Below are 25,715 nucleotides of genomic sequence, written 5' to 3'. Positions count from 1 at the left end.
GAAATCGCTTACGCGCTGCGGGCAAGCGTTGCGGCCTCGCGGGCCAGCCGGGTGATCTCCGCCCAGTCGCCTTTGGCCATCGCCTCTTTCGGCGCGACCCAGCTGCCGCCGACGCAGAGGATGTTTTTCAGCGCCAGATAGCCGGGCGCGATCTTCAGGCCGATCCCGCCGGTCGGGCAGAAGCCGACCTGCGGCAGGGGCGAACCGATCGACCTGAGGTAGGCCGCGCCGCCCGCCTGTTCGGCCGGGAAGAACTTCTGCACCGTATAGCCCCGTTCCAGAAGCGCCATGATCTCGGAGGCGGTCGCGGCGCCGGGGAGGAGCGGCAGGCCCTCGTCCTCGCAAGCCGCGATCAGTCTATCGGTCGCGCCGGGAGAGACGCCGAAGGTGGCGCCCGCCGCCTTGGCCGCCTTCACGTCCGCCGGGGTGAGAAGCGTGCCCGCCCCGACGACACCCCCCGGCACCCCGGCCATCGCCCGGATCGCGTCCAGCGCCACGGGCGTGCGCAGCGTCACCTCCAGCGCCGGCAGGCCGCCCGCGACCAGCGCCTCGGCCAGGGGCCTGGCATGGGCGAGATCGTCGATCACCAGGACCGGGATCACCGGCGCGAGGCGGCAGATCCGGGCGGCTTCCAGGGATTGCTGGGCGGGGGTCATGGTCTGGTTCCTGTCTGTTCCGGCGTCGGGAAGGGGGATGGGCGGGAGCCTCCGGCGGGAGTATTTGGAAAAAGAGCAAGCGGCAGGGGATTTGCTCTTTTCGGAAATACTCCCGCCGGAGGCCGCGACGGTTGGGGCGCGCGGGTCAGATGACCAGCGCGGCCCCGGTATCGGCGGGGCCGGCGTGGCGGCGGAAGGCGGCGAAGAGGTCGCGGCCGATCCCGTGTTCGTTGGCGGAGAGGTCGGCGGTGGCGGGCGCGCGGGCCTCGAAGCCCTCGGCCAGCACGGACAGCGTGCCCGCCACGGCGTCGAGCCGGATCAGGTCGCCGTCGCGCAGCCGCGCGAGGGGACCGCCGGCGGCGGCCTCGGGCGAGACATGGATCGCGGCGGGCACCTTGCCCGAGGCGCCGGACATCCGGCCATCGGTCACCAGCGCCACCTTCAGCCCGCGGTCCTGCAGGACCGAGAGCGTGGGCGTCAGCGAGTGAAGCTCGGGCATCCCGTTCGCCTGCGGGCCCTGGAAGCGGAGGACGACCACGGTATCGGCGGTGAACTCGCCCGCCCGGAACGCCGCCTTCACCGCGTTCTGGCTGTGGAAGACGCGGGCCGGGGCCTCGATCACATGGCGTTCGGGCGCGACGGCCGAGACCTTGATCACCCCGCGCCCGAGGTTGCCGGCGAGAAGCTTCAGCCCGCCCGAGGCGGCGAAGGGAGTGGCGGCGGGGCGCAGGATCCGGTCGTTCAGGCTGGCGCCGGGGCCATCGCGCCAGGCCAGGCGGCCGCCGGTCAGGACGGGTTCCCGGCGATAGGCGGCAAGCTCGTCGCCGGCCACGGTCCTTGCGTCCGGGTGCAGGAGGCCCGCGTCGAGCAGCTGGCCGATGAGGAATTGCAGGCCCCCGGCGGCATGGAAATGGTTCACGTCCGCAAGGCCGTTCGGATAGACCTTGGCCATGAGAGGCACGGCTTCGGAGAGATCGGCGAAATCCTGCAGGTCGAGGAGCACGCCCGAGGCCCGCGCCATGGCGGGCAGGTGCAGGACCAGATTGGTCGAGCCCCCCGTCGCCATCAGCCCGACGATACCATTCACATAGGCGCGTTCGTCCAGGATCTCGCCCGCCGGCCGGAAGTCGTTGCCGAGCGCCGTGATCGCCGCGGCGCGTTCCACCGCCGCCACCGTCAGCGCCTCGCGCAGCGGCGTGCCGGGGTTCACGAAGCTGGCGCCGGGCAGGTGCAGGCCCATGACTTCCATCAGCATCTGGTTGGTGTTGGCGGTGCCGTAGAAGGTGCAGGTGCCGGGGCCGTGGTAGCTGGCCATCTCGGCCGCCATCAGCTCCTCGCGGCTGGCGCGGCCTTCGGCAAAGGCGTTGCGGACGCGGGATTTCTCGTCGTTCGGGATGCCGCTGGTCATCGGGCCCGCCGGGACGAAGACCGCGGGCACATGCCCGAAGGCCGCCGCCGCCATGACCAGGCCGGGCACGATCTTGTCGCAGACCCCCAGATAGAGCGCCGCGTCGAAGCAGTTGTGCGAAAGCGCCACCCCCGCCGCCAGCGCGATCACGTCGCGGGAAAAGAGCGACAGTTCCATCCCCGGCTGGCCTTGCGTGACCCCGTCGCACATCGCCGGAACCCCGCCCGCGACCTGCACCGTCGCCCCCGCCTTCGCCGCCGCGCCGCGGATCAGGGCGGGATAGGCCTCATAGGGCTGGTGCGCCGAGAGCATGTCGTTATAGGCGGTGACGATGCCGAGGTTCGGCGCCTTTGCCGCCGCCAGCGCCGGTTTGGCCGCGCCCATCGCCGCATAGGCATGGGCCTGGTTGCCGCAGCTCAGATGCGCCCGGACCGGGCCGTCGGATACCGCCTTTCCCATGCGCTCCAGATACAGCCCCCGCGTCGCCTCGGAGCGGGCGCGGATGCGGTCGGTGACGCGGGCGATCACGGGATGCAGGGTCATTTGGTCCTCCGGGCGGCTGGTGCTGCTGTAGCATCATTTGTTAGCGCTAACAAGATGGGTGGGAAGGGCCGGGCAAAGGATAGCGCGCGCGGCCGGCTTTGCCAGCGGCATGGCTTCCGCATCCGGGGCGGATCGGCTATGGCGGGGCATGGATGACAACACCGACTCCCGCCGCATTCCCACCGTCCGCCTCAAGCCCAAGGCCGAGGCGCGGGCGATCCGCCATGGCTTTCCCTGGGTCTATGCCGATGAACTGGTGACCGACCGGCGCACGCAGGGGTTGGCGCCCGGCACGCTGGCGGTGCTGGAGGATGGCGAGCGCCGGCCCCTGGGGCTGGTGACGGTCAACCCGAAGTCGAAAATCATCGCCCGGATGCTGGACCGCGACCCCGAGGCCGTGGTGGACGAGGACTGGTTCCGCGCGCGGCTGGCCCGGGCGCTGGCGCTGCGCGAGCGGCTGTTCGACGCGCCCTTCTACCGGCTGGTCCATGCCGAGGCCGACGGGCTGCCGGGCGTGGTGATCGACCGTTTCGGCGCGGTCGCCGTGGTGCAGCCGAACGCCGCCTGGGCCGAGGCGCATCTGCCCGCGCTGGTGGCGGCGCTGGTGGCGGTGACGGGCGTCGCCACCGTGGTCAAGAACGGCCAGGGCCGGGCGCGCGGGCTGGAGGGCCTGGCCGAGGAGATGGCAGTGGTGCATGGGCCCGCGCCCGAGGGGCCGGTGGCGGTGGCGATGAACGGTGCCACCTACATGGCCGATGTGATGGGCGGGCAGAAGACCGGGCTCTTCTTCGACCAGCGGCCGAACCAATCCTTCGCGGCGCGGCTGGCGCGGGGCGGGCGGGTGCTGGACGTGTTCTCCCACGTCGGGGGCTTTGCGCTGGCTGCACTGGCCGGGGGTGCGGAGGGCGCGCTGGCCGTCGATGCCTCGGCCGCGGCGCTGGACCTGGCGAAGGCCGGGGCAGGGGCCTCGGGCATGGGGGATCGCTTCGCCACAAGGCAGGGCGATGCCTTCGAGGTGCTGGAGGCCCTGGGGGCCGAGGGTGCGCGGTTCGACCTGGTGATCTGCGACCCGCCGGCCTTTGCGCCCGCGAAGCCGGCGCTGGAGGCCGGGTTGCGCGCCTATGAGCGGATCGCCCGGCTGGCGGCGCCGCTGGTGGCGCCGGGGGGCTATCTGGTGCTGTGTTCGTGCAGCCATGCGGCCGACCTGCAGGCCTTCCGCAATGCCAGCGCGCGGGGGATCGGGCGCGGCGGGCGGCGGGGGCAGATCATCCATACCGGCTTTGCCGGGCCGGACCATCCGGTGCTGCCGCAACTGGCGGAATCCTCCTATCTCAAGGCCCTGGCCTTCCGGCTGGACGGATAGGGTGGGCGACAGTCCCCACCCTGCGCCTGCGCCTGCGCTGAACCCGCAGCGGGCGGTGCTGGATGCCTGCGTCCTTTATCCGACCGTCCTGCGCGAGATCCTGCAGGGGGCCGCGCAGGAAGGGCTTTACCGGCCGGTCTTCTCGGACCGCATCCTGCGGGAATGGGTGCTGGCCACCGCCAAGCTTGGCGCCGAGGCCCCGGCGATCGCGGCGGCCGAGGCGGCGGGCCTGCGCGCCGCCTTCCCGCGCGGGCTGGTGGCGGAACGCGCCGACATCGAGGCGCGGCTGCTGCTGCCCGACCCGAACGACCGTCATGTCCTTGCCACCGCCATCGCCAGCGGGGCGGATGCCATCGTCACCTTCAACGCCCAGGATTTCCCCGGCCATGTCCTGGCGGCCGAGGGCCTCAGGCGGCGCGACCCGGACGGGTTCCTCTGGGAGTTGCAGTCACGCCATCCCGAGGCGATGGCGCGGGTGGTCGAGGCGGTGCGGGCCAGGGCCGAGGCGATCTCGGGCCAGCCGGTCGCGTTGAAGGCGCTGTTGAAGCGGGCGCGGCTGTATCGGCTGGCGAAGGCGCTGGAGGCTGCGTAGCGCGGCCTGCGAAGGGCGAAGGCCGGGAAGGTGCGCCGTAGCGCAGCCTGCGCGGTGACCATGGCGCTGGAAGGTGCGCCGTAGCGCAGCCTGCGCGGGGTCAGCGGGTCACGTCGTGGCCGTAAAGCCAGTCGAAGCGGCTGATCATCGTGCCGGGCGACAGGCGGGAGAGAAGGCGCAGGCCGGCGTGGCCGATCAGGCGGGGCAGGCCCGCGAGGTGATAGGCGCGGGCATTGGCATTGGCGGCGGCGACGATCCGGGTCGCGCGCGGCTTGCGCCGGGCCTGATAGGCCGCCAGCCCCGAGGGGATCGCCGCCGCGCGGCCGAGGCAATCCGCCAGAACCCAGGCGTCCTCCAGCCCCATGCTCGCCCCCTGTGCAAGGAAGGGCAGGGTCGGATGCGCGGCGTCGCCCAGGATCGCCACCCCCGCCGGGCTGACCCAGGTTCCCGCCACCTCATGCCGGAACAGGCCCCAGAGCCAGGGATCCTCCACCCGGTCCAGCCAGCCGCGCACCCGGGGCGAGAAGCCCTGGAAGGCCAGCCGCAGGTCGATCGGATCGTCGCGCAGCGTCCAGCTTTCCTCGGCCCAGCGGTCGCGCTCCTCGACCGCGACGAGGTTGCGCAGGGTGCCGCCGCGCAGGGGATAGCTGACCAGGTGCCGGCCGGGGCCCATGTGGACCTCGGCCACCGGGGCGGCGCCGGCTTCGGCCGGGATCACCGCGCGCCAGGCGACCTGGCGGGTGAAGAACGGCTCCTCGGGCCCGTTCAGGGCCAGGCGGACCCGCGAATGCAGGCCATCCGCCCCGACCAGAAGCCCGCAGTCCAGCCGCTCGCCGGAGTCCAGCAGCACCGCCGGGCGGGGGCCGGACAGATCGACCGAGGCCACGCGCGCCAGAAGCCGCAGCTTCACCCCGGCCGCGGTGGCGGCCTTCAGCAGCAGGTCGATCAGATCGGCCCGGTGCAGGAAATGATAGCCCTGGTCGGGGCGCAACCGGCCAAGGTCCAGCCGCGCCACCGGCTCGCCCGTGGGGCCGTCGACCAGTTGCACCGCCTCGGCCCGCATCGAGGCGGCGTCAAGCCCGGCCTGCAGGTCCAGCGCCCGCAGCACCGCCGCCCCGTTCGGCGAGACCTGCAGCCCCGCCCCCACCTCGCGGACCGCATCCGCCTGTTCCAGCACCGTGACATGCGCCCCGCGCAGCGCCAGCGCCCGTGCCGCGGCAAGACCGGCGATGCCCGCGCCGGCGACGATGACGGTTTGACCGATCAGGCTCATTCGGACCCCCGAGAAGTGAAAACGCCGGACCATCGGCCCGGCGTCGAACGCAAAAGCAGTCGCCGGGCAGGCGTCAGTCGTCGCGGTGCACCTTCTCGCGCCGCTCGTGCTTTTCCTGGGCTTCCAGCGTCATCGTGGCGATGGGCCGCGCGTCCAGCCGCTTCAGGCTGATCGGCTCGCCCGAGACCTCGCAATAGCCGAACTCGCCGTTCTCGATCCGGCGCAGCGCCGCGTCGATCTTGGCCACCAGCTTGCGCTGCCGGTCGCGGGTCCGCAGTTCCAGCGCGCGGTCGGTCTCCTCGGAGGCGCGGTCGGCGATGTCGGGCACGTTGCGGGCGCTGTCCTGCAGGCTGTCGATGGTCTCGGCCGACTGGTCCAGCAGTTCCTGCTTCCAGGTCAGAAGCTTGCGGCGGAAATATTCCAGCTGGCGCTCGTTCATGAAGGGCTCGTCCTCGGCGGGACGGTAGTCGTCGGGCAGGAAAACCTCGGCCTTCATCGAAACTGTCTCCTTGGCGCCGGATCGCTCCGACAGGTGGGCTTCTGTCATCGACGCGCTCCTGATGGCGCGGCTCTATCCCAAGCCCATCCGATTGTCACTAGCGGTTGCGAGTTTTTGTGCCCAAAGGTAGGGTTTGTGAAATTTGCGGGATCAGGACGTTGTAATCGCCATGAAATTCTCCACGACCGAAAGCTACGTCGCGTCCGGGGATCTGGCGCTGGCGGTCAATGCGGCCGTGACCCTGCAACGTCCGCTCCTGGTCAAGGGAGAGCCGGGGACCGGCAAGACCGAGCTGGCCCGCCAGGTGGCCGCGAGCCTTGGCCTGCCGCTGATCGAATGGCATGTGAAATCGACCACCAAGGCGCAGCAGGGGCTTTACGAATACGATGCCGTCAGCCGCCTGCGCGACAGCCAGCTGGGCGACGAGCGTGTCCACGAGGTCGCCAACTACATCCGCAAGGGCAAGCTCTGGCAGGCGTTCCAGGCCGAGGGCCGCGTCGTCCTGCTGATCGACGAGATCGACAAGGCCGACATCGAGTTTCCGAACGACCTCCTGCAGGAACTCGACCGGATGGAGTTCCATGTCTACGAGACCGGCGAGACCATCCGCGCCAAGGCTCGGCCGGTGGTCATCATCACCTCGAACAACGAGAAGGAACTGCCCGACGCCTTCCTGCGCCGCTGCTTCTTCCACTACATCCGCTTCCCCGATCCCGAGACGCTGGCCGCCATCGTCCGGGTGCATTTCCCCGACATCAAGGACCAGCTCCTGACCGCCGCGCTGACCCGGTTCTTCGAGATCCGCGAGGTGCCCGGTCTGAAGAAGAAGCCCTCGACCTCCGAGGTGCTGGACTGGCTGCGCCTCCTCCTGGCCGAGGATCTGGGCCCCGAGGACCTGCGTCGCGATCCGCACGGCGCGCTGCCGCGGCTGCATGGCGCGCTTCTGAAGAACGAACAGGACGTCCAGCTGTTCGAGCGGCTGGCCTTCATCGCCCGGGGACAACGGTAGCGCCGGACCGCTCGTCGAGCACTTCGTGCACTCCTCGCCGGGGGGCCGTTTCGGGGCGATTTCAGGCGCGCGAATCATCCGGGACCTCCTCGGCCGCGCGCGGCAGGGACGTGACGGCGACGCTGCCGTGACGGCACCCAATAGATCTGGCGGGCAAACCCACTTCAACCGCGAGGAGTAGTGCCCGGAAAATGCGCGGTTTTTCCGGAATTGACTCGCGGGGCGGCTGGCCCCGACACTGGGCCTTGCGCCCCGGCTTCCGGGGCACTGTTCCGGGTCCTGCCGATGCGCCTTGCCCTTGCTGCCCTCACCCTTGCCGCGCTGGCCGGCTGCACGCCGCCGGCGCAGGTGTCGAAGGACGTGCCGCTGACCGGCGTCGGCTTCGGCGCGCTGTCGCCGCGCGCGGGCTGGACCGGGGGGCAGGCCGGCCACTCGCCCGGCCGGGATTTCATCGACCTCAGCTTCGCGCTGGAAAGCGGGCAGGAGCTGGCCCGCTTCACCCGCTTCGAGGGGCCGATCACCCTGGCCACCGCCGGAGAGGTTCCGCCCACCGCCCGCCGCGATCTTGAGCAACTCGTCGCGCGTCTGCGGGACGAGGCGGGGATCGACATCGCGCTCACCGAGGGCCCGGCCCGGATCACCGTGGAATTCGCCCGCCGCGCGGCCCTGCGCCCGCTGGCGCCGCAGGCGGCCTGTTTCGTGGTGCCGAACGTGGGCTCGCTGGCCGAATACCGCCGCGCGCGGGGAACGGCGGCGGTGGACTGGGCCCGGATCACCCGGCGCGAACGGGCGGCGGTCTTCATCCCGCTGGACACCAGCCCGCAGGAGATGCGCGATTGCCTGCATGAGGAACTGGCCCAGGCGCTGGGGCCGCTGAACGACCTGTACCGGCTGTCGGACAGCGTCTTCAACGACGACAATTTCCACTCGACCCTGACCGATTTCGACATGGAAATCCTGCGCCTGACCTATTCCCCCGCGCTTGCCACCGGCATGACCCGGCAGGAGGTCGCGGCGCGGCTGGGCGTCGCGCCGGGCCGGACCGGAAGCGACACCCCGCTGGAATGGGTCCGGGCGATCGAGGCGGCGCTGGGGCGCAACGGCCCGGCCGGCGCGCGCCAGGGCGCGGCCGAGCGGGCGCTTGCCATCGCGACCGCCGCCGGCTGGCAGGACAGCCGCGCCGCCTTCAGCCATTTCGCGGTGGGCCGCCTGACCGCCGGCAGCGATCCCTTGCGCGCGCTGCAGGCCTTCGACCGCGCCGGCGCGATCTGGTCGCGCCTGCCGGGGGGCGAGGTGCAGCTTGCCCATGTCGACATGCAGCTTGCCGCCATGGCGCTGGCCGGCGGCCTGCCCGAGGAGGCCGTGCGGCTGGCCGACCGCGCCATGCCCGTGGTCCGCCAAAGCGGCAATGCGGCGCTGCTGGCGACGCTGATGCTGGTCAAGGCCGAGGCGCTGGAGGCCCTGGGCAACCCCGCGGCGGCGGCGGCGCTGCGGCTCGACAGTCAGCCATGGGCGCGCTATGGCTTCGGCCCTGACAGCGTGGTCAAGGTCCGGATGCGCGACATCGCCGCCGTGGCCGGGCGCGCTTCAGGCGGCTGAGGGGGCAGGCGGCCCCATGAAAGGGGCAGAATGATCGTCATCGCTGGGGTGCTTCTGGGCATCGTCTATGGCGGCTGGACCGCGCGTCGCCGGGGCGGCAAGGGCGCCGACATGGCGCAATGGGCCGCCGTCCATGCCATGCTCTTCGGGGTGATCGGCCTGTTCCTGACGCTGATCCTCGACCGCATGCTCCTGAACTGATCATGGCGCGGGCGGAATTGCCGACAGTTCCGCATCAGAGCCTGCAAGGGGCCCGATCCGGTTTCCTTGCAGAAACCGGGGGCTGACGCATGTTCCTGCCGTTCTTCCAGACCCTGCGCGAGGAAGGCGTGCCGGTCTCGCTGCGCGAGTTCCTGGCCTTTCTGGAAGCCATGGCCGCAGGGCTGGTGATCTACGACGCCGAAGGCTTCTACCACCTTGCCCGGCTGACGCTGGTCAAGGACGAACGCCATATCGATCGTTTCGACCGCGCCTTCGCCCGCGCCTTCCATGGGCTGGAGGCGATCACCGAGGACCGGATCCTGGACGCGCTGGACCTGCCGCGCGACTGGGTGGAAAAGCTGGCCGAACGCCACCTCTCGGCCGAGGAGCGCGCGGCGATCCAGGCGCTCGGCGGCTTCGACAAGCTGATGGAGACGCTGCGCGAGCGGCTGGCGGAACAGAAGGGCCGGCATCAGGGCGGCTCGAAATGGATCGGCACCGCCGGAACCTCTCCCTTCGGCGCCTATGGCTACAACCCGGAAGGCATCCGCATCGGGCAGGCGGAAAGCCGTCACCGCCGCGCGGTCAAGGTCTGGGACCGGCGCGAGTTCCGCAACCTCGACGGCGAGGCCGAGATCGGCACGCGGACGATGAAGCTGGCGCTGCGCCGGTTGCGCCGCTGGGCGCGCGAGGGGGCGGTTCAGGAGCTGGACCTCGACGGCACGATCCGGGCGACGGCGGCGCAGGGCTGGCTGGACGTGCAGACGCGGCCAGAGCGGCGCAACGCGGTGAAGGTGCTGCTCATGCTGGACATCGGCGGCTCGATGGACCCGCATGTGCGGGTGATGGAGGAGCTGTTCACCGCCGCCAAGGCCGAGTTCCGGCACCTTGAGGTCTTCTATTTCCACAACTGCGTCTATGAGGGGCTTTGGCGCGACAACCGGCGGCGCTGGGACCACCAGACGCCGACCTGGGACGTGATCCGCACCTACGGGCCGGACTGGCGGCTGATCCTGGTCGGCGATGCCGCCATGTCGCCCTACGAGATCACCCATCCCGGCGGCGCGAACGAGCACTGGAACCGCGAGGCGGGCGAGGTCTGGCTGCAACGCCTGCGCGCGCAATGGCCGCATCACCTCTGGGTCAACCCGGTGGCCGAGGGCGACTGGCGCCACACCCGCTCCACCGCGCTGGTCCGCCGGATCTTCGAGGATCGCATGGTGCCGATGACGCTGGACGGCCTCTCCCGCGGCATCCGCGGGTTGCGCTGATCCGCGGATTGCCCGGCCCCGCCGCTCCCCATATATCCGGGGCATGTCGAAGCTTCTCCTCCCCCTCCTGCTGGCCGTGCTTTACGCCTGGGCGATGCTTCGCTTCTCGGTCTGGCGCACCCGCCGGGTCCTGGACGAGAACTCGCGGCCCCTAACCGATCCCGCGATCACCCGCCTGGCCGACCGGATGGCCGCGGCGATGGAACTGCCCGAGATCCGCGTCCATGTCTTCGAGGTCGAGCCGATCAACGGTCTCGCCGCCCCCGACGGCCGCATCTTCCTGACCCGCGGCTTCCTGAACCGCAAGGCGCGCGGCGAGGTTTCGGCCGAGGAACTGGCCAGCGTGATCGCGCATGAACTGGGCCATGTCGCCCAGGGCCACATGCGCCGCCGGATGATCGACTTCACCGGCCAGAACGCGGTCTTCGTCATGCTCTCGGCGCTGCTGAACCGCGTCCTGCCGGTCGTCGGCATCTGGCTCGCCAACCTGATCTCGACCGCGCTGATGGCCCGGCTCTCGCGCCGGGACGAGTTCGAGGCCGACGCCTATGCCTCGGCCCTGCTGATCAAGGCCGGGATCGGCACCGGCCCGCAGAAATCGCTGTTCCGCAAGCTCGACGCGCTGACCCGCAGCCGGGCCGAGGGCATCCCGGCCTGGCTTCTCAGCCACCCCGGGGTCGAGGAGCGCATCGCCGCGATCGAGGCGAACGAGGCGCGCTGGCTGGGCTAATCCGCCAGCCGCACCCAGACCGGCACATGGTCCGAGGGCTTCTCCTTGCCCCGCACCGCCTTGTCGATCCCCACCTCCTGCAGCCGGTCGGCGGCCTGCGGCGAGAGCAGCACATGGTCGATACGGATGCCGTTGTTGCGCTCCCAGGCGACGGCCTGGTAGTCCCAGAAGGTATAGATCCCCGGCCCCGGCATCCGTGCCCGGACCGCATCGGTCAGGCCAAGGTTCACCAGCCGGTGAAAGGCCGCCCGGCTTTCCGGCAGGAACAGCGCATCCGTGACCCAGGCCTCGGGCTTCTTCGCATCCTCGGCCTGGGGAATCACGTTATAGTCGCCAAGGCAGACGAAGGGCTCCTCGCTGGCCAGCAGCTCGCGCACCCGCGCCTCCATCCGCGCCATCCAGGCCAGCTTGTAGTCGAACTTCGGCCCCGGCGCCGGATTGCCGTTCGGCAGGTACAGCCCGCAGATCCGCAGGGGCCGCGGCCCCTCGACCACCGCCTCGATCCAGCGCGCCTGCTCGTCGCCGTCATCCCCCGGCAGGCCGCGCCGCAGATCGCGCAGCGGCAGTTTCGACAGGATCGCCACCCCGTTGAAGCCCTTCTGGCCATGCGTCTCGACCCGGTAGCCGATCGCCTCCAGCCCCTCGCGGGGAAAGGCCTCGTCCACCGACTTGATCTCCTGCAGGCAGACCACATCCGGCGCGGCCTCGGCCAGCCAGGCCGCCAGGGCCTCGCCCCGCGCCTTGATCCCGTTGATGTTGAAGGTCGCAAGTTTCATCGGCTGGGGCCCTCCGCCCGTTCCTTCTAGGCCCGCCGGACCCGCCGGATCAAGCCACGGATCGAAGCTTCGGTTCCCGGCCGGTCACATCGAGAAGCTGGTGCCGCAGCCGCAGCCGGATTTCGCGTTCGGGTTCTCGACCACGAAGCGCGCGCCGATCAGCTCGTCGGTGAAGTCGATCACCGCATTGGCCAGGAAGGGCAGGCTGACCTGATCGACCAGCACGCGCTGGCCGTCCTTCTCCAGCACCAGGTCGTCAGCCGCCGGATCGTCCAGCGTGATCGAATACTGAAAGCCCGAGCAGCCGCCGCCATCCACCGCGACGCGCAGGGGGCGCGCCTCGCCCGTGGCTTCGGCGATCTCGGCCAGCCGGGCAAAGGCCCGGTCGGTGACCCGTGGCGGCAGCGTCAGTTCCATGGCTGTTCCCGTATCCTTCTGGCCCTGCCGCGAATATATGGGACGCGACCGGCCCGAACAAGGTTTTGCCATGCTTGCCCCCTATGCCTGCCAACCCGATGCCAGCCGCGGCAGGCTCTGGCCCGAGGGCCTCTCCTCCTTCCGCTCGCCCTTCCAGCGCGACCGCGACCGGATCATCCATTCCAGCGCCTTCCGCCGGCTGAAGCACAAGACCCAGGTCTTCGTGGAACACGAGGGCGACTATTACCGCACCCGCCTGACCCATACGATCGAGGTGGCCCAGGTCGCCCGCACCATCGCCGGGGTGCTGGGCCTCAACACCGACCTCGCCGAGGCGGTGGCGCTGGCGCATGACCTTGGCCACACCCCCTTCGGCCATACCGGCGAGGACGCGATGGAGCGGCTGATGGCCCCCTATGGCGGCTTCGACCACAATGCCCAGGCGCTGCGGATCGTCACGAAACTGGAACGCCATTACGCCGATTTCGACGGGTTGAACTTGTCCTGGGAAACCCTTGAGGGCATTGCGAAACACAATGGTCCGGTCGTCCGGGCCTCGCCGGACGGGGCCCCGGTCACCGGCCCGGACGCCGATGCGACGCACGAGGGGCCGCTTCCCTACGCGCTGGCCGAGGTCAACGCGCAATGGGACCTCGAACTCGACACCCATGCCTCGGCCGAGGCGCAGGTCGCCGCCATCGCCGATGACGTGGCCTATTCCCACCACGACCTGCACGACGGGCTTCGCTCCGGCCTCTTCACCGAGGACGACCTGATGGAGCTTCCCGTCACCGGCCCCGCCTTCGAGGAGGTGGACCGCCTCTATCCCGGCCTGGAAAGGATGCGCCGCCGGCACGAGGCGCTGCGCCGGGTCTTCGGCCGCATGGTCGAGGATGTGATCGCCGTCGCCCAGAACCGCCTTGCCGCCGCACAGCCGAAATCGGTCGAGGAGATCCGCCACATGGGCACCACGATCATCCGCTTCTCGAAACCGCTCTACCAGGATCTGAAGGCGGTGCGCGGCTTCCTCTTCCACCGCATGTACCGCGCGCCCAGCGTCATGGAGGTGCGGGCCGAGGTGACGCGGATGGTCGACGACCTCTTCCCGCTCTTCCTGCGCGATCCCACGCTCCTGCCGCCCGAATGGCAGGCGGACGTGCAGGCCGCCACCAGCGAGACCGAGCTTGCCCGCACCGTCGCCGACTACGTCGCCGGGATGACCGACCGTTTCGCGATCCAGGAGCACCAGCGCCTCTGCGGCAGCCCGACGCCTGCGATCCTGCGCTGAACAGCCGCGGATAACCTGCAGACAGGCTTGCTCTTTTCAGAAATACTCTCGGGGGGTCCGGGGGGCGAAGCGCCCCCGGTCCGAACGCCTACCCCTTGCGCGCCGCCGTCACCCAGAGTCCCGCCAGCACCAGCGACAGGATCGCGTTCCATCCGGCCATGGAAACTCCCAGCATCGACCAGGCGATGTCGCCGCAGCGCACCACCTGCGCCACGTCCTTGGTCGGGTCCAGAAGGTCGGCCGTCGAAATGCCGCTGATCGAGCCCGCGGTGCAGGTGGCCAGGCCTTCCCACCACAACTGCTCGACCCCGACATGGAAGACCCCGATCCCCGCCGTCGCCAGCGCCGCCAGCGCCCCCGCCCAGGCCAGCCCGCGCCAGCCCGTCGCCAGGACGACAACCCCGATCAGGATCGCCGCCGCATGCGGCCAGCGTTGCCACAGGCACAGCTGGCAGGGCGCGAGCCCGCCGATATGCTGGAAGGCGAAGGCCCCGCCCAGAAGGCCCGCCGAGCCCAGGGTGGCCAGAAGGATCGGAAGGCGATTGGAAAGGGTCATGGTCCGGTCTCGGTCGGGGCTGTTCGGCCGCGACCATAGGCGGGGGGGCGGACAAGGGAAAGGGGAACCGAAATCACAGCCGCGTGGTTTTCATTCCGCTTCCGCCGCGGCCCGGCTGCGGGTAGCATCGTGCCGCGGGGCCCTGCAAGCTGGGCCGCGGGGTTAAGAATGCGTGAATGGCCACGGCCAAGTCTTTGCTTTCTATGGTGGTCGGCCAGCTGTCCACGGTGGACGGCCGGTCCGGGAAAGAAGGGGTGACGGGATGGAATGGCGCGGTCGCAGGGGCAGCAGCAACATCGAGGACCGCCGCCGCACCGGCGGGGGGGGCGGCATCGGCCTCGGCCGCGGGGGCCGGACGGTCCGGGCCGGCGGGATCGGCGGGGCCGGGGCGATCGTAGTCTTCCTCGTCGCCCTCTTCCTCGGGGTGGACCCCAGCCAGCTTCTCGGCCCCGACGGCGGCATCGGCACCGCCCCCGGAACGCCGGTCGAGCTGACCGAGGCGGACCGCGCCGAGGGCGAGTTCGTCTCGGTCGTCCTGGCCGATACCGAGGAGATCTGGGCCGGCGTCTTCCAGGAGCAGCTTGGCAAGAGCTACCGGCCCGCCACGCTGGTCCTGTTCAAGGAGGCCACCCGCTCGGCCTGCGGCGGGGCCACCGAGGCGACCGGCCCGTTCTACTGCCCGGCCGACCGCAAGGTCTATCTCGACACCGCCTTCTTCACCACCATGCACCGCCAGCTCGGCGCCGGCGGCGATTTCGCGGCCGCCTATGTCGTCGCCCACGAGATCGGCCACCACGTCCAGAACGAGCTGGGCATCCTCGGCCAGGCTAACGAGATCCGCCAGCAGGTCGGCGAGGCGGAATCGAACGCGATCTCGGTCCGGATCGAGCTGCAGGCCGACTGCCTTTCCGGCATCTGGGCGCGCGGCGCGCAGGAGATGCTGGGCGTTGTCGAGCGTGGCGACATGGAAGAGGCGGTCAACGCCGCCCGCCAGATCGGCGACGACACGCTGCAACGCAACGCCGGCCGCCGCCCGATGCCGCATACCTTCACCCACGGCACCTCGGAACAACGCTCGCGCTGGTTCATGACCGGGATGCAGTCCGGCCAGCTGGCCGATTGCGACACCTTCCAGACCGACGATCTCTGACGATTGACGGCACCGGCGGCAGGCCTTACACGGGTCGCCGGTGGCCCGAGTGGCGGAATGGTAGACGCAGCGGATTCAAAATCCGTCGCCGCAAGGCATGCGAGTTCGAGTCTCGCCTCGGGCACCAGCCATCCCGCAGTCCTTCCGGCCTTTCCCGTTCCGCGTCCAATCCCGGCGCCTTCAAGGGTTTCATCGCCAGGCGGGAAACCTGGCGGCAGCAAAGGCCAGCCGCAATCCGGCGACGGTCTCGGCCGACCGTTTCCACGGGATCAACGGTTGGGGAAGAATGACCACACCGGGAAAATGGCTTCTTTTCAGTAATTTGAAGCAATTTGCATCCTCCGCGCCCTGTCGTGCCGCGCGAGGTCCGGAAAGGCGCGGACCTCCGGGCGCGGCGGGTTCAATCTGCGCGGGAAAACCCCGGGCAGAGGTTCGCCGAGGCCGGGGACAAACCGCTTTCCAAGTCTCTGTAAAGCGGGGTAAATGCTGGAAGAGACGATGTGCCGCTCTTTTGACCAGTCCGGAAGCCGTTCATGACCCTGGGTATCCCTTCGCATTCCAGCGCCGTTCCGGCCCCCGCCGCCCCTGAGGCCGGCGCGCTTCGTGTCTCGCCCTGTTTCACGCCCGGGTCACTGATCGCCACCCATCGCGGGGAAGTCCCGGTCCAGCATCTGGCGGTGGGAGACCGCGTCATTACCCGCGACAACGGCGTGCAGGTGGTGCGCTGGGTCGGCAAGACGCAGATGCAGGTCCAGGATTTCCAGGCCGCGCCGCATCTCTTGCCGGTCTTCCTGCGGCAGGGATCGCTGGGCCGGGGCCTGCCGGAACGGGACATGATGGTCTCGCCGAACCACCGGATCCTGGTCACCAATGCGCGCACCCCGCTCCACTTTGCCGAGCGCGAGGTGCTGGTGGCGGCGAAACACCTGACCTCGGCCGGGGTGCATACGGTCCAGTCCAGCGGGACGACCTATATCCACTTCATGTGCGACCGGCACGAGGTCGTGCTGGCGGACGGGATCTGGACCGAGAGCTTCCATCCCGACGACCAGTCGCTGAAGAGCATCGGCAATGCCCAGCGGCTTGAGCTTTACGAGATCTTTCCCGACCTCAAGACCGAGGCGGGACGCGCGGCCTTCGGGCCCGCACGCCATCTGGCCACCCCGCAGGAGGCCCGCAGCATCAGTGTGTAACGTCCGGGTATCGAGTTGTGTGTGCGGCAGATCTTAGCGAAAAATTAACCGGAACAGGGCTTGCATTCGGGGCAGGTGGCGCAACACTGCTGCCACCGATGCGCTTGCGCTGTTGCGCGGGCGTGTCGGCAAGGCCGCTGACGGATGGCCGGGACTGAGGCAGGGGAAAAGAACAGATGTCGACGATCACCGGAACCAGCGGCAACGACACCCGCAACGACTCGCTTGTCGCGTCGGGCGACAAGTATGACATGCTGGGCGGCCATGACACCGTGCATGCGGGCGGCGGCGATGACACGGTCTTTGGCGGTGCCGGAAACGACCGGATCGACGGCGGCGACGGACGGGACGCGCTTTACGGCGACAGCGGGGCCGACAGCATCGTCGGGGGCGCGGGCAACGACACGCTGTATGGCGGCGCCGGCAATGACACGCTGGTCGGCGGCGACGATTTCGATTTCGTCAGCTATGTGGGTGCCGGTTCGGCTGTGACCGTCAACCTTGCGACCGGCGCTGCGTCCGGTGGTGAGGGCAACGACCTGATCTCGCAGGTCGAAGGCGTGATCGGCAGCAACTCCAACGATGCCATCACCGGCGACGGCGGCGACAACGACCTGCGCGGCATGGCCGGGAACGATACGATCCGCGGCGGCGCTGGCAACGACACGATCGAGGGCGGCCAGGGCAATGACAGCCTGTTCGGCGACGCGGGCAACGATACCGTCTCTTACGACAATGCGGCCGCGGGCGTCACGGTGAACCTGGGCACCAACTCGGCCAGCGGCAGCCAGACCGGCACCGATACGCTGAGCGGGTTCGAAGGCATCCGCGGCTCGGATCATGCCGACAACCTTACCGGCGACGGCAATGCCAACACGATCGAAGGCGGGGTCGGGAACGACACGATCGACGGCGGCGGCGGCAATGACCTTCTGGTGGGCGGCGGCGACAGCGGCCAGTCCTCCGGTTCGGCGCCGGTCAACCTTGACTTCAACTGGAACCTGGCCGGCGGCGACAACCAGGCCATTGCGCAGGGCTATGCCCAGGATACCGGCGGCATCCAGGTCACGGTAAGCCATACGGCCGGAATCCCGGGCGCGGCGGTGACGGTGGAATCTTCCACCTCGGGCAACGATTTCTACAACGGCCCGATCTATGTGGACACCGGCGCGGGCGAGACCTTCAATCCCAACTCCGCGGCCGAGCTGTTCCGTCCGGGCGGCCAGACTTCCGCCTCGCCCACCACCGGGTTGCAACTGGATTTCGCCGCGGTCCCGGGCTCGGGTTACCTCGGCGAGGTGCGCAATGTCGCCTTCCGCATTTCGGATCTTGACCAGGATAGTTTCCGTGACGTCGTGACCGTGCGCGCCTACGACGCCGACGGCAACGAGGTTCCGGTCACCTTCACCGAGAATTCGAACACGCTGACCGTCAACGGCAATGTCGTTTCCGTATCCACCGGCAGTTCCCTTCGGGACCCGGACGAGGCGGGCGGTTCGGTCCTGATCAACATCGCGGGCCCGGTCGCGCGCGTGGTTGTCGAATACGGCAACCTCGAGACCGCGCTGCAGACGATCTACGTCTCGGACGTGCAGTTCCAGGCCATGCCCAACATCGACAACGATTCGATCCTGGGCGGTTCGGGCGACGACACGATCCTGGGCGGAGGCGGCAACGACACGATCGACGGCGGGACCGGGGCGGATTCGATCTCTGGCGGCTCGGGCCATGACCTGATCCAGGGCGGTGCCGGAACCGATACGATCGACGGCGGCGATGGCAACGACCGCATCGACGCCGGTGCGGAGAACGATGTTGTCGACGGCGGTGCCGGGGCGGATTCGATCCTGGGCAACGATGGCGACGACAGCCTGGCCGGGGGCACCGGCAACGACACGCTGGAGGGCGGGGGCGGCAACGACACCCTGGACGGCGGGGCCGATGACGACCGGCTGCTGGGCGATGCGGGTAACGACAGCCTGGCCGGGGGCACCGGCAACGACACGCTGGACGGCGGTAGCGGAAACGACCGGCTGTCCGGCGGAGCGGGCAGCGACTCCCTGGTCGGCGGCACGGGCGACGACACGCTGGCCGGCGGGGCCGGCAATGATCTGCTCTCGGGCGGGAGCGGCATGGATTATGCCGACTATTCCGGCTCGGCCCAGGGGGTCATCGTCGATCTGCAGGCCGGCACCGGCCTGGGCGGCGACGCGGAGGGCGATACGCTCCTCGGTGTGGACGGGATCTTCGGCTCGGAGCAGGACGACGTGCTTCTGGGCTTCGATGGTTCCTCGACGGTGCCGGGCGACGCCTATACCAACGTCTTCTACGGCAACGGCGGCAACGACCGGCTGGAGGGCAGGGGCGGCGGTGACAGCCTCTACGGCGGCACCGGCAACGACACGATCGAGGGCGGCGCGGGGGCGGATTCGCTATTCGGCGGCGAGGGCAACGACGTCTTCATTATCCGCAACGGCGATGTTGCCATGGGCGAGACGATCCAGGGCGGCGAGACGCCGGTCGGGACCGAGTTCGACGAGATCAACCTGCACGAATTCGTGGCGGCCAACGGCTGGAAGAGCGTCCAGATCGCCTATGCCGACGGCAATCCGGAAGCGGGCACGATCACCTTCCTCGCCCCCGATGGCGTGACCGTGATCGGCACCATCGATTTCTCCGAGATCGAGAATATCGTCACCTGCTTCACGCCGGGCACGATGATCCTGACCGGACGGGGCGAGGTGCCGGTCGAGGCGCTGCAGCCGGGCGATCTGGTGCAAACGCGGGACCACGGATTGCAGGAGCTGCGCTGGGTCGGCCGGCGCGAGGTTTCGCTGGTCGAGATGCTGGCCAATCCCGCGCTGCGCCCGGTGCGGATCGCTGCGGGCGCGCTGGGACTGGGACCGCAGCGGGACATGCTGGTCTCGCCGCAGCACCGGCTGCTGATCGAGGGGGCGAGGGCCGAAATGCTGTTCGGCGAGGCCGAGGTCCTGGTGCCCGCCCTGCATCTTGTCGGCGCCGACCGCGCCCTTCCGGCCGAGGGGGTGAGCTATATCCACCTGCTGTTCGACCGGCATGAGATCGTGCAGTCGGACGGGATCTGGAGCGAGAGCTTCCAGCCCGCGGAACGCACCCTTTCGACGCTGGACGCGGCGGTGCGTGACGAGATTCTGGCGCTGTTCCCGGACCTCGCGGCGAATGGCGACAGCTTTGCCGGCGCGCGACTGTCGCTGAAGGCGCATGAAGCGCGGGTGCTGCTGGCCGGCTAGGACTCTAGCTGCGGCGGAAGTCGGCCCAGTCCTCGGGCGTGTCGAGATCGAGAAGCGCCATCCGGCCGGGCAGGGGGATCACCCTGACCCGGTCCGGCTGCGCGCGCAGGACCGAGCGGCCGCCCTCGTCGCCGCTGACCTGCATGAGCGCGGACCAGAAGTCGCGCGGAAAGATCGCCGGGTGGCCGGGCTGACCCTCGCTGCCGCCGCCGCGCAGGATCAGGCCGGGCTCGGCGCGGAAGCGGGCGATGAGGTCGGAAAGCGCCGCCGGGGTAAAGCCCGGCATGTCGGCGGGCAGGATCATCACCCCATCCGCCGGCCCCGCCTCGGGGTCCAGCGCCGCGATCCCGCGCACCAGCGAGCGTGACATCCCCAGCGCGGCATCCCGCACCTCGACCAGACGCAGCGGCAGGCCCGCCAGCGCCGCCCGGCGCGCATCGGCCTCGGGTGGCAGGGTGACGGCGACCGGCGCGCCGGTGGCCAGCGCCGTCTCGGCGACCCGGCGCAAGAGCGGCTTGCGCCCGACCGTCTGCAACAGCTTGTCCGCCCCCCGCATCCGCGAGGAGGACCCGGCCGCCGGGATCAGGATATGGACGGTCGGGACCACGGCTTCGGGCCGCTCAGCCCCGCATCCGAGCGCCATCCGCATCCCAGAGCGGTGCGAGATGGACCCGGGCGGGACGGCGCTCACCCAGGATCTCGATCTCGCAGACGAGACCGTCCTGCACCCGGTCGGCAGGCAGGAAGCCCATGGCGACCGACTTGCCCGTCCAGTGGCTGAACCCGCCCGAGGTGCAGAAGCCGACCACGGCGCCGTCCAGCCAGATCGGCTCCCAGGCCACCACATCGGCGTCGGCGGCGTCGACGATGAAACTGACGAGGCGACGCCCGGGACCGGCGGCCTTCTCGGCCAAGGCGGGGGCCTTGCCGATCCAGTCGGCCGCCTTGTTCCAGCGGATGAAGCGGTCAAGCCCGGTTTCGGCCGGGGTGTAGTCGGGCGAGAACTCGCGGCCCCAGCTTCCGAACCACTTGTCCAGGCGCAGCGACATCATCGCCCGCATCCCGAAGGGGCGCAGGCCAAGGTCCTTGCCCGCAGCATTCAGCACGTCCCAGAGATGGCGGACCGACATGTGGTCGGTGTAGATCTCATAGCCGAGGTCGGCGGTGTAGCTGACGCGCTGGACGATGCAATTGGCCATGCCGACGGTCATGCGGCGGACGTCCATGAAGCGGAAGGCCTCGGGGCCGACATCGCTGCGGGTGACGCGCGACAGCAGTTCCCGCGCCTTCGGCCCCGCGATCTGGAAACCGGAGCGGGCGTCGGAGATGTTCTCGACCTGCACGCCCTCGCTCATGTTCTGCTCGAACCAGCGGCTGTGCCAGCCCTGCGCGCCATAGCTGGCGGTGAGCTGGAATTCGGTCCCGGACAGGCAGGAGACGGTGAAATCGCCGATGATCTTGCCGGAATGCGCCAGCATCGGGGTCAGCGACAACCTGCCGGGCTGCGGGATCGTCCCGGCCATGATCCGGTCCAGCCAGGCGCGGGCATTGCGGCCGGTGACGCGATACTTGCCGAAGTTCTGCACCTCGTTGATGCCGACGCCCTCGCGCACCGCCAGGACTTCCTGGCGCGTCGCCTCCCAGGCGTTCGAGCGTTTGAAGCTGGGCTCCTCATGGCGCGGCTCGCCGGGAAGGGCGTGGTAGTTCACCACTTCCAGCCCGTATTGCTGGCCCCAGACCGCGTTCATCTGGTCGAAGACCTGATACATCGGCGTGGTGCGGAAGGGGCGGGCGGCGGGGCGTTCCTCGTTCGGGTAGGAGACGGAGAAGCGCATCTGGTAGTTCTCGATCACCTTCGGCACGGTATAGCCGGGCGAGGTCCAGGTGCCGAAGCGGCTGACGTCGAAGCCGCGCGGGTCACGCTCGACCTCGCCGTGGATCATCCATTGCGCCAGCGCCAGCCCCATGCCGCCGCCCTGGCTGAAGCCCGCCATCACCGCGCAGGCCGACCAGTAGTTGCGCAGGCCCTGCACCGGGCCGATCAGCGGGTTGCCGTCGGGGGCGAAGGTGAAGGGCCCGTGGATCACCCGCTTGACGCCCGAGCGTTCCAGCACCGGGAAGCGGCGGTAGGCGAAGGCGACGGACTCCTCGATCTTGTCGAACTGCTCGTTCAGCAGCTCATGCCCGAAATTCCAGGGGGTGCCGTCGACCGCCCAGGGTTCGCAGGGTTTCTCGTAAAAGCCGATGCAGAGGCCCCGGCCTTCCTGGCGCAGGTAGGATTCGCCGCCGGGGTCCATCACATGCGGGAATTCGCGCCCGGATTTCAGGATCTCCATGATCTCGGGAATGTCGTCGGTCACCAGGTATTGGTGCGCCATCGGCAACAATGGCAGGTAGACCCCCGCCATTGCCCCGATCTCCCGCGCCCAGAGGCCGCCGGCGTTGACCAGATGCTCGCAGGTGACGGTGCCCTGTTCGGTGACGACCTCCCAGCCCTCGCGGGTGGGGCGGGTCTCCAGCACGCGGTTGTGCAGCACGATCTCGGCCCCGCCCATCCGCGCGGCCTTGGCATAGGCGTGGGTGGTTCCCGAGGGGTCGAGGTGACCGTCCAGCGGATCGTAAAGCGCGCCGATGATGCCTTCGAGGTTGACCATCCCGTCGGTGAGCTTGTGGATTTCCTCCGGCCCCAGAATCTCGGTATCGAGGCCCATGTAGCGGTGCTTGGCGCGTTCGGCCTTCAGCATCTCGAAACGGGCCTGGTTGTCGGCCAGTGTGATGCCGCCGACATGGTGCAGCCCGCAGGACATGCCGGTGATCGCCTCCAGTTCCTTGTAGAGCCGGATGGTATAGCCCTGGAGGGCGGCCATGTTGGTGTCGCCGTTCAGGGTGTGAAAGCCCCCCGCCGCGTGCCAGGTGGAGCCCGAGGTGAGATCGGAGCGTTCGATCAGCATCACGTCGGACCAGCCCAGCTTGGTCAGGTGATAAAGGACGGAACAGCCGACGACGCCGCCGCCGATCACCACCACGCGGGAATGGGTTTTCATGGGTGCCTCCCTGATTGCCCCGTATTCGGGGTTGGCGCCAATCTGGCGGGGAGAGGGGCCGGTGGCATGCAATTTTACGACAGGGAATGTCGCAGGCAGAGCATGAATCCGTGTGCGGCAAATGAAAACTGCACCACCCCGGGAGGGGCGGTGCAGCGAGGACGGTCGGAACCGGATCCGGTTACTTCTCGGGGATCAATCCGCGCGGGCTGAAGCGCAGGACCAGAAGCAGGATCACCCCCAGGGTCAGAAGCCGCATATGCTCGGCGCTGCCGACGAGATGCGCCTTGAGCCAGCCCTCGGGCATGGCCGAGGTGATCGCGGCCATCATGCCGGGGCCAAGGAATTCGACCGCGAAGTATAGCCAGCCGATCAGGAGGCCGCCCAGCACCGTGCCCCAGTTGTTGCCCGAGCCGCCGATGATCACCATGACCCAGATCAGGAAGGTGAAGCGCAGCGGCTGGAAGCTGCCCGGCGTCAGCTGGCCGTCCATCGAGGTGGCCATCGCCCCGGCAAAGCCGATCACGGCCGAGCCCAGGATGAAGACCTGCAGGTGGCGGCGGGTCACGTCCTTGCCCATGGCGGCGGCGGCGACCTCGTTGTCGCGGATCGCCCGCATCATCCGGCCCCAGGGGCTATTGAGGGCGCGTTCGAAGGCCCAGATGATCGCCGCCAGCACCGCGACGAACAGCCCGGCGTAAAGCAGCTTGATCAGGATGGTCGAGGTCGCGACCGGGTTCCAGCCCCAGCTGGCGACGAAGTCGAGGAAGCCCGGATCCTTCTGCAGGTCCACCTCCAGCGGCACCGGCCAGGGGCGCGGCAGTTGCGTCACGTTCTTGACGCCGCGCGCCAGCCAGTCCTCGTTCTTGAGGAAGGCGACGATGATCTCGGCGATGCCAAGCGTGGCGATGGCCAGGTAGTCCGAGCGCAGGCCAAGCGCGGTCTTGCCGATCGCCCAGGCGGCGGAGGCGGCCAGAAGCCCCCCCACCGGCCAGGCCACCAGCGAGGGCAGGCCGAGACCGCCCAGGTTGCCGGCATATTGCGGGTTCACCGCCTCGGTCGCCGTCACCGCGGGGTCGAAGACGGCGCGGAACAGGAAGAAGCCGCCGATCAGGATCGCCGCCACGACCAGCGCGCGCAGCCGCCCCCTGGGCAGGCCCTTCCAGGCCAGGACCGCCGCCACGACCGAAACCGCGCCCAGGACCAGCGCCAGGAGGATGCCCGCCCCCCCGGCCTGCCAGTTCTCGACGTTCGGCCGGGCCGAGACCAGCACCACCGCCAGCCCGCCAAGCGCGGTAAAGCCCATGACGCCGGTCGAAAACAGGCCCGCATAGCCCCATTGCATGTTCACGCCAAGCGCCGCGATCGTGGCCAGAAGGGCCGAGTTCAGGATCGACAGCGACAGGTTCCAGCTCTCGCCAAGGCCGGTCAGCAGATACAGCGCCGCGACCGCGCCGAAGAGCATCAGGTTGCGCGTGGTCATAGCGATTTGCCCTTGAAAAGCCCGGTCGGCATGAACAGCAGCACGATGATCAGGATCGTGAAGCTGACCGCGAACTTGTAGTCGGTCGAGAGCAGCTGCACGAGCCCGTCCGGCGCCATGCTTTCGGGGACGAGATAGGTGACGATCTTCTTCCAGGCATTGGTCAGCATCACCTCGGAGAAGGCGATGACGAAGCCGCCGGCGATCGCGCCCAGCGGGCTGCCAAGGCCGCCGACGATGGCCGCGGCGAAGATCGGCAGCAGAAGCTGGAAATAGGTGAAGGGCTTGAAGGTCTTGTCCAGGCCGTACAGCACGCCCGCGATGGTGGCGATGCCGGCGGCGATGATCCAGGTCACGGCGACCACCCGGTCGGGGTTGATCCCCGACAAAAGCGCCAGATCCTCGTTGTCCGAGAAGGCGCGCATCGACTTGCCGGTGCGGGTCTTCTGCAGGAACCAGAACAGGAGCGCCACCACCACCACCGCCGTGACCACCGTGACCGCCTGCGTGGTCTTGATCGCCAGGGGCTCGGCCAGGCCGGTGGCGACCTTGAACTCCTGCGGATTGATCAGGAAGCGCGCGCCATCGGCGAAATTCTGGTCCTCGACCCCGATGACCAGGCGGACGATGCCGTTCATCACGAACATCACCCCCAGCGAGACGATGACGACCAGGGTCGGCGTGGCCTTCTGCCGCCGGTAGAAGCGATAGACCATGCGGTCGGTCGCCAGCACGAAGGCCGCGGTGGCGGCGATGCCGAAGGGCAGGGCGAGGAGCGCGGTCGGCAAGGGGCCAAGCCCGATGCCGGCCGACTGGAAGGCCCAGGTCAGAAGGATCGTCACCATGGTCCCGAAGGCCATGGTGTCGCCATGCGCGAAGTTGGAAAAGCGCAGGATCCCGTAGATCAGCGTCACCCCCAGCGCCCCCAGCGCCAGTTGCGCCCCATAGGCAAGCCCCGGGATGAAGACGAAGTTCAGAAAGGCGACGAGGGCGTTCAGGATGTCCATCGGGTCACTTCGCAAGCAGGAATGGGTGTCAGCCGCCGGTCGTGGTGCAGCTGCCCTCGCCGGAGATCGCCACCGCCATGTCGCCCTTGGCATGGACGGTGAACAGGAAGGCGCCGTCCGGGAAGATGCTGATCAGGCCCGACATGCCGTTCTGCGGCGGCAGCACGATCGAGATTTCCTCGCTGTCGCCGGCGTTCGAGAAATGGCCGTCCATGACCAGATCGTCGGCGGTGACGCGGAAGGTCTCGCCGCTTTGCGCGATCAGGAAGGGGCCGCCGGTATAGGGCTCGCAGGCGCCGCCGCCGCACTGGCGTTCGGCGGTGCATTGGTAATCGGCCAGGGCGGGAAGCGGGGCCAGGGCGACAAGGGCAAGGATCAGATGTTTCAA

At 69.3% G+C, this 25,715-nt stretch carries 23 protein-coding genes and 1 tRNA gene; 12 read left to right on the top strand and 12 right to left on the bottom strand.

All coding sequences use genetic code 11. The annotated features are described in order from the left end of the window. Positions 1-8 precede the first annotated feature (8 nt). Both eda and edd read right to left on the bottom strand, forming a co-directional pair. On the bottom strand, positions 9-656 hold the full coding sequence (gene eda / locus ACE3UA_RS07200; protein ID WP_374643746.1) for a bifunctional 4-hydroxy-2-oxoglutarate aldolase/2-dehydro-3-deoxy-phosphogluconate aldolase: 648 nt from the start codon (positions 654-656) through the stop codon (positions 9-11). Positions 657-801: 145 nt separating this feature from the next. Further along, entirely contained in the window at positions 802-2,607 is a 1,806-nt protein-coding gene (gene edd / locus ACE3UA_RS07195; protein ID WP_374643745.1) for a phosphogluconate dehydratase, read from the bottom strand. Positions 2,608-2,755: 148 nt separating this feature from the next. Between edd and ACE3UA_RS07190 the strand changes: the two genes are divergently transcribed. Together ACE3UA_RS07190 and ACE3UA_RS07185 are read left to right on the top strand one after the other, a co-directional pair. Beyond that, on the top strand, positions 2,756-3,970 hold the full coding sequence (locus tag ACE3UA_RS07190; protein WP_374643744.1) for an RSP_2647 family RNA methyltransferase: 1,215 nt from the start codon (positions 2,756-2,758) through the stop codon (positions 3,968-3,970). Position 3,971: 1 nt separating this feature from the next. Beyond that, complete coding sequence (locus tag ACE3UA_RS07185; protein ID WP_374643743.1) at positions 3,972-4,562, top strand: RSP_2648 family PIN domain-containing protein; 591 nt, start codon at positions 3,972-3,974, stop codon at positions 4,560-4,562. Positions 4,563-4,662: 100 nt separating this feature from the next. Here ACE3UA_RS07185 and ACE3UA_RS07180 read toward each other — a convergent pair whose 3' ends face one another. After that, positions 4,663-5,835, bottom strand: a complete 1,173-nt coding sequence (locus ACE3UA_RS07180; RefSeq protein WP_374643742.1) for an FAD-dependent monooxygenase — start codon at positions 5,833-5,835, stop codon at positions 4,663-4,665. A gap of 73 nt (positions 5,836-5,908) precedes the next feature. After that, on the bottom strand, positions 5,909-6,331 hold the full coding sequence (gene dksA / locus ACE3UA_RS07175; protein WP_374643862.1) for an RNA polymerase-binding protein DksA: 423 nt from the start codon (positions 6,329-6,331) through the stop codon (positions 5,909-5,911). Between the two features lie 172 nt (positions 6,332-6,503). On the opposite strand from dksA, the gene ACE3UA_RS07170 reads away from it, so the two are divergent. The 5 genes from ACE3UA_RS07170 to ACE3UA_RS07150 all read left to right on the top strand — a co-directional run bounded on the left by ACE3UA_RS07170 (position 6,504) and on the right by ACE3UA_RS07150 (position 11,144). Beyond that, positions 6,504-7,343 carry an AAA family ATPase gene (locus ACE3UA_RS07170; protein ID WP_374643741.1) on the top strand — a complete coding sequence of 280 codons (840 nt, stop codon included), beginning with the start codon at positions 6,504-6,506 and terminating at the stop codon, positions 7,341-7,343. A 285-nt stretch (positions 7,344-7,628) separates the two neighbouring features. Next, a complete protein-coding gene (locus ACE3UA_RS07165; RefSeq protein ID WP_374643740.1) occupies positions 7,629-8,942 on the top strand; it encodes a DUF2927 domain-containing protein in 1,314 nt (437 codons plus the stop codon). 30 nt (positions 8,943-8,972) lie between these two features. Next, on the top strand, positions 8,973-9,143 hold the full coding sequence (locus ACE3UA_RS07160; protein ID WP_374643739.1) for a hypothetical protein: 171 nt from the start codon (positions 8,973-8,975) through the stop codon (positions 9,141-9,143). 89 nt (positions 9,144-9,232) lie between these two features. Then, positions 9,233-10,414, top strand: a complete 1,182-nt coding sequence (locus ACE3UA_RS07155) for a VWA domain-containing protein (protein WP_374643738.1) — start codon at positions 9,233-9,235, stop codon at positions 10,412-10,414. Between the two features lie 43 nt (positions 10,415-10,457). Continuing rightward, on the top strand, positions 10,458-11,144 hold the full coding sequence (locus tag ACE3UA_RS07150) for a M48 family metallopeptidase (protein ID WP_374643737.1): 687 nt from the start codon (positions 10,458-10,460) through the stop codon (positions 11,142-11,144). Here the strand turns inward: ACE3UA_RS07150 and xth are convergent. Together xth and ACE3UA_RS07140 are read right to left on the bottom strand one after the other, a co-directional pair. Next, the gene (gene xth, locus ACE3UA_RS07145) at positions 11,141-11,920 is read right to left on the bottom strand and encodes an exodeoxyribonuclease III (protein ID WP_374643736.1); all 780 of its coding nucleotides are present in this window, start codon (positions 11,918-11,920) and stop codon (positions 11,141-11,143) included. The two genes, ACE3UA_RS07150 and xth, sit on opposite strands and share 4 nt — an antisense overlap. Positions 11,921-12,004: 84 nt before the next feature. Beyond that, on the bottom strand, positions 12,005-12,331 hold the full coding sequence (locus ACE3UA_RS07140; RefSeq protein ID WP_374643861.1) for a HesB/IscA family protein: 327 nt from the start codon (positions 12,329-12,331) through the stop codon (positions 12,005-12,007). A 76-nt stretch (positions 12,332-12,407) separates the two neighbouring features. Between ACE3UA_RS07140 and ACE3UA_RS07135 the strand changes: the two genes are divergently transcribed. Beyond that, positions 12,408-13,625, top strand: a complete 1,218-nt coding sequence (locus ACE3UA_RS07135) for a deoxyguanosinetriphosphate triphosphohydrolase (RefSeq protein ID WP_374643735.1) — start codon at positions 12,408-12,410, stop codon at positions 13,623-13,625. Between the two features lie 88 nt (positions 13,626-13,713). Here ACE3UA_RS07135 and ACE3UA_RS07130 read toward each other — a convergent pair whose 3' ends face one another. After that, positions 13,714-14,181 carry a disulfide bond formation protein B gene (locus ACE3UA_RS07130; protein ID WP_374643734.1) on the bottom strand — a complete coding sequence of 156 codons (468 nt, stop codon included), beginning with the start codon at positions 14,179-14,181 and terminating at the stop codon, positions 13,714-13,716. Between the two features lie 262 nt (positions 14,182-14,443). Here ACE3UA_RS07130 and ACE3UA_RS07125 point away from each other — a divergent pair, with 262 nt between their 5' ends. The 4 genes from ACE3UA_RS07125 to ACE3UA_RS07110 all read left to right on the top strand — a co-directional run bounded on the left by ACE3UA_RS07125 (position 14,444) and on the right by ACE3UA_RS07110 (position 19,793). Then, entirely contained in the window at positions 14,444-15,331 is an 888-nt protein-coding gene (locus ACE3UA_RS07125) for a neutral zinc metallopeptidase (protein WP_374643733.1), read from the top strand. 43 nt (positions 15,332-15,374) lie between these two features. Continuing rightward, positions 15,375-15,458: transfer RNA gene (locus tag ACE3UA_RS07120), tRNA-Leu, on the top strand. A gap of 406 nt (positions 15,459-15,864) precedes the next feature. Next, positions 15,865-16,524, top strand: coding sequence for a Hint domain-containing protein (locus ACE3UA_RS07115; RefSeq protein ID WP_374643732.1), 660 nt, complete (start codon positions 15,865-15,867; stop codon positions 16,522-16,524). A 176-nt stretch (positions 16,525-16,700) separates the two neighbouring features. After that, a complete protein-coding gene (locus ACE3UA_RS07110) occupies positions 16,701-19,793 on the top strand; it encodes a Hint domain-containing protein (RefSeq protein ID WP_374643731.1) in 3,093 nt (1,030 codons plus the stop codon). A 4-nt stretch (positions 19,794-19,797) separates the two neighbouring features. Here the strand turns inward: ACE3UA_RS07110 and ACE3UA_RS07105 are convergent, their stop codons facing one another. The 5 genes from ACE3UA_RS07105 to ACE3UA_RS07085 all read right to left on the bottom strand — a co-directional run bounded on the left by ACE3UA_RS07105 (position 19,798) and on the right by ACE3UA_RS07085 (position 25,715). Further along, positions 19,798-20,436 carry an NTP transferase domain-containing protein gene (locus ACE3UA_RS07105; protein WP_374643730.1) on the bottom strand — a complete coding sequence of 213 codons (639 nt, stop codon included), beginning with the start codon at positions 20,434-20,436 and terminating at the stop codon, positions 19,798-19,800. Further along, positions 20,414-22,837 carry an FAD-dependent oxidoreductase gene (locus tag ACE3UA_RS07100; protein ID WP_374643729.1) on the bottom strand — a complete coding sequence of 808 codons (2,424 nt, stop codon included), beginning with the start codon at positions 22,835-22,837 and terminating at the stop codon, positions 20,414-20,416. The genes ACE3UA_RS07105 and ACE3UA_RS07100 overlap by 23 nt, the downstream gene beginning before the upstream one ends. Positions 22,838-23,018: 181 nt before the next feature. Next, positions 23,019-24,320 carry a branched-chain amino acid ABC transporter permease gene (locus ACE3UA_RS07095; protein WP_374643728.1) on the bottom strand — a complete coding sequence of 434 codons (1,302 nt, stop codon included), beginning with the start codon at positions 24,318-24,320 and terminating at the stop codon, positions 23,019-23,021. Beyond that, positions 24,317-25,327, bottom strand: a complete 1,011-nt coding sequence (locus ACE3UA_RS07090) for a branched-chain amino acid ABC transporter permease (RefSeq protein ID WP_374643727.1) — start codon at positions 25,325-25,327, stop codon at positions 24,317-24,319. Before ACE3UA_RS07090 ends, ACE3UA_RS07095 begins: the two co-directional genes overlap by 4 nt. 28 nt (positions 25,328-25,355) lie before the next feature. Further along, positions 25,356-25,715, bottom strand: a complete 360-nt coding sequence (locus tag ACE3UA_RS07085; protein ID WP_374643726.1) for a hypothetical protein — start codon at positions 25,713-25,715, stop codon at positions 25,356-25,358.

The sequence above is a fragment of the Tabrizicola sp. genome, from assembly GCF_041919135.1.
Taxonomy (GTDB): domain Bacteria; phylum Pseudomonadota; class Alphaproteobacteria; order Rhodobacterales; family Rhodobacteraceae; genus Tabrizicola.
This window is presented reverse-complemented; position numbering and strand designations above follow the sequence as displayed.

Excerpts from the sequence above, each read along its gene's own strand:
- ACE3UA_RS07090 (WP_374643727.1), bottom strand. The coding sequence starts at position 25,327 with ATGGACATCCTGAACGCCCTCGTCGCCTTTCTGAACTTCGTCTTCATC.
- ACE3UA_RS07130 (WP_374643734.1), bottom strand. The coding sequence starts at position 14,181 with ATGACCCTTTCCAATCGCCTTCCGATCCTTCTGGCCACCCTGGGCTCG.
- dksA (WP_374643862.1), bottom strand. The coding sequence starts at position 6,331 with ATGAAGGCCGAGGTTTTCCTGCCCGACGACTACCGTCCCGCCGAGGAC.
- ACE3UA_RS07105 (WP_374643730.1), bottom strand. The coding sequence starts at position 20,436 with ATGGCGCTCGGATGCGGGGCTGAGCGGCCCGAAGCCGTGGTCCCGACC.
- ACE3UA_RS07115 (WP_374643732.1), top strand. The coding sequence starts at position 15,865 with ATGACCCTGGGTATCCCTTCGCATTCCAGCGCCGTTCCGGCCCCCGCC.
- ACE3UA_RS07160 (WP_374643739.1), top strand. The coding sequence starts at position 8,973 with ATGATCGTCATCGCTGGGGTGCTTCTGGGCATCGTCTATGGCGGCTGG.
- ACE3UA_RS07170 (WP_374643741.1), top strand. The coding sequence starts at position 6,504 with ATGAAATTCTCCACGACCGAAAGCTACGTCGCGTCCGGGGATCTGGCG.
- ACE3UA_RS07180 (WP_374643742.1), bottom strand. The coding sequence starts at position 5,835 with ATGAGCCTGATCGGTCAAACCGTCATCGTCGCCGGCGCGGGCATCGCC.
- ACE3UA_RS07100 (WP_374643729.1), bottom strand. The coding sequence starts at position 22,837 with ATGAAAACCCATTCCCGCGTGGTGGTGATCGGCGGCGGCGTCGTCGGC.
- ACE3UA_RS07155 (WP_374643738.1), top strand. The coding sequence starts at position 9,233 with ATGTTCCTGCCGTTCTTCCAGACCCTGCGCGAGGAAGGCGTGCCGGTC.
- xth (WP_374643736.1), bottom strand. The coding sequence starts at position 11,920 with ATGAAACTTGCGACCTTCAACATCAACGGGATCAAGGCGCGGGGCGAG.
- ACE3UA_RS07165 (WP_374643740.1), top strand. The coding sequence starts at position 7,629 with ATGCGCCTTGCCCTTGCTGCCCTCACCCTTGCCGCGCTGGCCGGCTGC.
- ACE3UA_RS07110 (WP_374643731.1), top strand. The coding sequence starts at position 16,701 with ATGTCGACGATCACCGGAACCAGCGGCAACGACACCCGCAACGACTCG.
- ACE3UA_RS07190 (WP_374643744.1), top strand. The coding sequence starts at position 2,756 with ATGGATGACAACACCGACTCCCGCCGCATTCCCACCGTCCGCCTCAAG.
- ACE3UA_RS07135 (WP_374643735.1), top strand. The coding sequence starts at position 12,408 with ATGCTTGCCCCCTATGCCTGCCAACCCGATGCCAGCCGCGGCAGGCTC.
- ACE3UA_RS07095 (WP_374643728.1), bottom strand. The coding sequence starts at position 24,320 with ATGACCACGCGCAACCTGATGCTCTTCGGCGCGGTCGCGGCGCTGTAT.
- ACE3UA_RS07125 (WP_374643733.1), top strand. The coding sequence starts at position 14,444 with ATGGAATGGCGCGGTCGCAGGGGCAGCAGCAACATCGAGGACCGCCGC.
- ACE3UA_RS07150 (WP_374643737.1), top strand. The coding sequence starts at position 10,458 with ATGTCGAAGCTTCTCCTCCCCCTCCTGCTGGCCGTGCTTTACGCCTGG.
- eda (WP_374643746.1), bottom strand. The coding sequence starts at position 656 with ATGACCCCCGCCCAGCAATCCCTGGAAGCCGCCCGGATCTGCCGCCTC.
- edd (WP_374643745.1), bottom strand. The coding sequence starts at position 2,607 with ATGACCCTGCATCCCGTGATCGCCCGCGTCACCGACCGCATCCGCGCC.